Source organism: Nocardia brasiliensis IFM 10847 (assembly GCF_000710915.1).
GTDB lineage: Bacteria > Actinomycetota > Actinomycetes > Mycobacteriales > Mycobacteriaceae > Nocardia > Nocardia brasiliensis_A.
In genome coordinates, this window is sequence record NZ_BAUA01000133.1 from 1 (window position 1) to 4,331 (window position 4,331).

General features: G+C 71.6%; 4 protein-coding genes and 1 pseudogene. 1 reads left to right on the forward strand and 4 read right to left on the reverse strand.

The features are described 5' to 3' along the window. The 4 genes and pseudogenes from NBRGI_RS27075 to dacB all read right to left on the reverse strand — a co-directional run. Nucleotides 1–121 (reverse strand): annotated as a pseudogene (locus tag NBRGI_RS27075) (hypoxanthine phosphoribosyltransferase); the annotation flags it as partial. Nucleotides 122–172: 51 nt separating this feature from the next. Then, entirely contained in the window at nt 173–1,174 is a 1,002-nt protein-coding gene (gene tilS, locus NBRGI_RS27080) for a tRNA lysidine(34) synthetase TilS (protein ID WP_029900032.1), read from the reverse strand. A 94-nt stretch (nt 1,175–1,268) separates the two neighbouring features. Then, nucleotides 1,269–2,348, reverse strand: a complete 1,080-nt coding sequence (locus NBRGI_RS27085) for a zinc-dependent metalloprotease (protein ID WP_036561033.1) — start codon at nt 2,346–2,348, stop codon at nt 1,269–1,271. Between the two features lie 63 nt (nt 2,349–2,411). After that, nucleotides 2,412–3,863 carry a D-alanyl-D-alanine carboxypeptidase/D-alanyl-D-alanine endopeptidase gene (gene dacB, locus NBRGI_RS27090; RefSeq protein WP_235211119.1) on the reverse strand — a complete coding sequence of 484 codons (1,452 nt, stop codon included), beginning with the start codon at nt 3,861–3,863 and terminating at the stop codon, nt 2,412–2,414. A gap of 161 nt (nt 3,864–4,024) precedes the next feature. On the opposite strand from dacB, the gene NBRGI_RS27095 reads away from it, so the two are divergent. Continuing rightward, nucleotides 4,025–4,331, forward strand: a 307-nt coding sequence (locus NBRGI_RS27095) for an inorganic diphosphatase (RefSeq protein WP_029900035.1), incomplete at its 3' end; no start/stop codon positions are given.

Genomic DNA, 4,331 nt, shown 5'->3' on the forward strand with positions numbered 1-4,331 from the left:
GCAGATCGCCCTCGGGCGCGCCGGGGGGATAGCGCTTGGCGATGAGCTCGGCCAGCTCCTTGGTCTTGGTGGCGATCTCTTCCTCGGTGATCAGCACCGACGCGATGTCGTCCCCGTACACGTCAGCTGTTCCCTTCTGGTTTTCGCTCCCGGACGGCCGACCCATTATGTGTCATCGGCCGCTGCGCAGACGCAGTGTCAGCCTGCCATGTTCGCGCGCCGCGACCAACCTGCTACCCCCGGTTCCGCCGCCGACCGCCACCCCACCCTGGCCGCGCCAGTCCGTGATCAGCTCGTCCACCGCGCGTAAATGCTTGCCCGTCAGGGCTTTCGCGCCACCTTCGAGCAACCATGCCCGGATGGCGCGGCGGCGCAGCGCGGCCGGCGCAGTGGCGAGGGTCTCGATGACGAGGGCGTCGCCATCACTCGCGCTGTCCAGCAGCTGCCCGGCAAGCGCGTCCAGCACGGCGCCGTCCTCGCGCAGCTGGGCGGCGGTGCGGGCGAGCGCCTCGGCCGCGCCGCCGCCGAGCACGTCCTCGAGCAGCGGCAGCACCTCGGTGCGCAATCGCACCCGGGTGAATTCGGGCGCGTGGTTGTGCGGGTCGTCGTGCGGGGTCAGCCCGATCTCGGCGCACAGCCGCCGCGTCGTCTCCCGCCGCACCTCGAGCAAGGGCCGTCCCCATGGCTCGGCCCATTCGGTCATCCCCTGGATGGACCGCCCGCCCGACCCACGCGCCAAGCCGAGCAACACGGTTTCCGCTTGATCGTCGAGCGTGTGCCCGAGCAAGACCGGCAGTCCGGTACGAGCCGCGGCCAACGCTGCGTACCGGGCTTCCCGTGCCGCCGCCTCGAGCCCGCCCGTGCCGCCGACCATCACCGGCAGAATTCGGGCCGAACGGCAGCCGAGGGACAGCGCGGCCGCGGCCGCGGCCGCGGCGACGACGTCGGACCCGGGCTGCAATTGATGATCGATGACGAGGGCGTCCACCGCGTCCATCTCGACGACCGCCGCCGCGGTCAGCGCCAGCGAGTCCGCCCCGCCGGACAGCGCGACGGCGACCTCGGACCGGCCGTACGCGGCCCGCCACGCACGTACGGCGCGCCGTACCGCCAGCGCCGCCGCCGTCTCCGGCAGACGGCGCGGCTCCGCCGCTCCGGCGTCCGCGCGACCCATACGCGCACCCTACGGGTTCGCGCACCCGTTCCGTCTTCCCGCACCCGCTGTGCCGGGCCAGAACGGGTGCGGGGAGACGGAAAGGGTGCGGGACTCAGCCCAGGACGCGCGCCACCCAGCGTTCCGGTGTCTCGATTTCGTCTGTGCGCGGGAGGGTTTCGGCGTCGGTCCAGATGGTGTTGAACTCGGTCATGCCGACCCGGCCGACGACTTCGTCCACGAACTTCTTGCCGCGGACGTACTGGGCGACCTTGGCGTCCACGCCCAGCAGCGCGCGCATGATGCGCTGGATCGGGTTGGTGGGACGTTTGCGGCGCTGATCGAAGGCCGAGCGGATCTTTTCGACCGAGGGCACCACGGCGGGCCCGACCGCGTCCATGACGTGATCGGCGTGGCCCTCCAGCAGCGTGCCCAGCATGAGCAGCCGGTCGAGCGCCTCGCGTTGCGGCGGGGCTTGGGTGGCGCGCAGCAGGCCGACCACGCCACGGGTGGCGGGGTCGTCGGGCACGGTCCCGCGGCGGCGGTCGCGGACCTCCGCCAGCAACCGCGACAGCATCTCGTTGAGCGGCTCGTCCCCGACCTCGCCGAGCACCTCGACATTGGTGCGCATGTACTCGGCCAGCCAGGGCGCCGAGGAGAACTGCACCCGGTGGGTCACCTCGTGCAGACAGACCCAGAGCCGGAAGTCGCTGGGCGAGACGCCCAGCGCCCGCTCCACCGCCATGATGTTCGGCGCGACGAGCAGCAGGGTGCCGTCGGGGCCGGTGAACGGGTCGTACTGGCCGAGGATCGCGGTGGACAGGAAGGCGAGCATCGCGCCCGCCTGCACGCCCGCCGGTTTGCCCTGCAACAGCCCGCGCTCGGCACTCGTGCCGTCGCTCCCGGTGAGCTGGGCCATGGAATCGGCGGCGGCCGCGATCCAGCCGGGCCGGTCCACGATCCGGGCGGCGGGCACCGGCTGATCGTCGAGCAGCCGGCTCACCTCGCGGACCGGGCCCTCGGCCCGCACCGAAGCCGCGGCCAGTTCGGCGACGACCTGTTCGGCCGAGTAGCGGGAGGTCCGCGGGCCCGCGGGTACCAGAGTTGCGCCGGTCTTCGCCGCGAGGCGCCAGTCGACCGCGCCGGAGAAACCGGAACGTCGCTTCGGCTGCTCGACCGCGGTACCGGTCGGCATCACCGCGTCCGCCGCGCCGGTACCGGCCGGGTCGGAACTTTCTCCGTGCATGTCAACCACCCGTCACGAGCATCCACAGTTGCGTAGCGTGCCCGCGATCGCGTCGAGCGCGGGCCTGCTCACCTCCGGCGGCCGATCGTTCGACATCAGCGCGAAAGTCAGCACCCGGCCGTCGGCGTCGAGCACATACCCGACCAACGCGCTGGACACCGACAGAGTTCCGGTCTTGGCCCGGACGAACCCGGCGGCCTGCCGGTTGTGGTCGACGTAGCGGCTGGTCAGCGAGCCGGTCGCGCCCGCGATCGGCAGGGCGTCCAGCAGCGGCGCCAAAGTAGCGGCGAGCCGGTCGTTCTCGGGCCGGGCCATGGTGCCCGCGGGCTGCACCGCGCTGCTCGCGTTGGGTTTGGCCGCGGTCGCCACTACCCGGTCCAGCAGCCGCGCCGGAATCCGGTCGTCGACCGAGAGTCCGCTGTTGTCGTGCATGTCCAGGCCGGTCAGGTCGAAGCCCGCCTTGCCGAGGGCGGTGTTCACCGCGGCGACCGCACCGCTGAACGAGGCCTCGCCGCCGGTGGCGACGGAGATCTCGCGCCCGACCGCCTCGGCGAGGATGTTGTCGGAGTAGACCATCATGTCGCGCAACCGGTCCCGCAGCGGTGCCGAGCGCACGCTCGCGACCTCGGCCGCGCCCGGTGCGGCGGTGCCGATCCGCACCCGGGCCGGATCGAGGCCGAGCTCGACGGCCAGCCTGCGTCCGGCGTCCAGCGCGGGCGTCGGGGTGCGCGGGGAGTACTCCACGAGCGGCTGCAACCGGCCGCCGTCGATCATCACCGATTCCATCGGCGCGATCGAGCCGTCGCCGATATCGATCGGATCCCAGCCCTTCGCCATGGACGGCCCGGTGTAGGCCGAGGTGTCCACCACGATGGTGTCGACCGCACGGCCGGAGTTCTTGATCTGCGACACCAGATCGGCGACCTTGGCGCCGTTGGGGTAGTACCCCTTGCCTTCCGGCTCGGCCGTGAGTGTCGGATCGCCGCCGCCGACGAGCACCAGTTCGTTCGGCGCGGCACCGGCGACCACCTTGGTGATCAGCCGATGGTCGGCAGGCAGGGTGAGCAGCGCCGCGGCCGTGGTCAGGATCTTCGCGGTGGACGACGGGATCATCGGCTTGCCCGGATCGCCGCTCCACAGCACCGTCGCGCTGTCGGCGTCGGTCACCTGCCCGGCGAAGGCGCCGAGATCCGGGTTGCCGATCACCGGCGCGAGTGCGGCCGCGATACCGGCCGGGCTCGGCGCGGGCGCGTTCGACGGCGCGGGCGCGACCTGCGGGAAGGGCCGGACCGGCGTGGGCGGGGCCGCGACGGTCAGCCCGCCGTGCCGGAATTCGTCGGTCCACGGTTCGACCGTGAGCAGCACGCCCGTGCCCGCCGCGAGCAAGACGGCGAGTGTGACGCCGAACGCGATCCAGAGATTGCGGCGCCGCCGGTTGGCCAAGCCACCTTTGTTCTTACCCACCACTGACCGCAGCTCTCCTCGACCGATTTCCGCAGCAGCCGCCTGCCGCACCCATGTCCCCGCCGACCACACTATCCTCGTTGCGCAACCGTTCCCTTGAACAACCTGGCGAGTCGGCAGTCGCGACTGCTCATGCTCATAGATGCACCGAAGGAGATGGCGTGGAGTTCGACGTCACCATCGAGATCCCCAAGGGCTCTCGGAACAAGTACGAGGTCGATCACGAGACCGGACGGGTCCGGCTCGACCGGCACCTCTACACCTCCATGGTCTACCCCGCCGACTACGGCTACATCGAGAACACCCTGGGCGAGGACGGTGACCCGCTGGACGCGCTGGTCCTGCTGCCCGAGTCGGTGTTCCCCGGCTGCCTCGTCGAGGTGCGCCCGGTCGCGATGTACAAGATGGTCGACGAGGCAGGCGGCGACGACAAGGTGCTGTGCGTGCCCGCCGGCGACCCGCGCTGGG

What these genes read in the sequence shown, in the direction of transcription:
- tilS (WP_029900032.1), bottom strand. Translation starts at nt 1,174, where the DNA reads ATGGGTCGCGCGGACGCCGGAGCGGCGGAGCCGCGCCGTCTGCCGGAG.
- NBRGI_RS27085 (WP_036561033.1), bottom strand. Translation starts at nt 2,348, where the DNA reads ATGCCGACCGGTACCGCGGTCGAGCAGCCGAAGCGACGTTCCGGTTTC.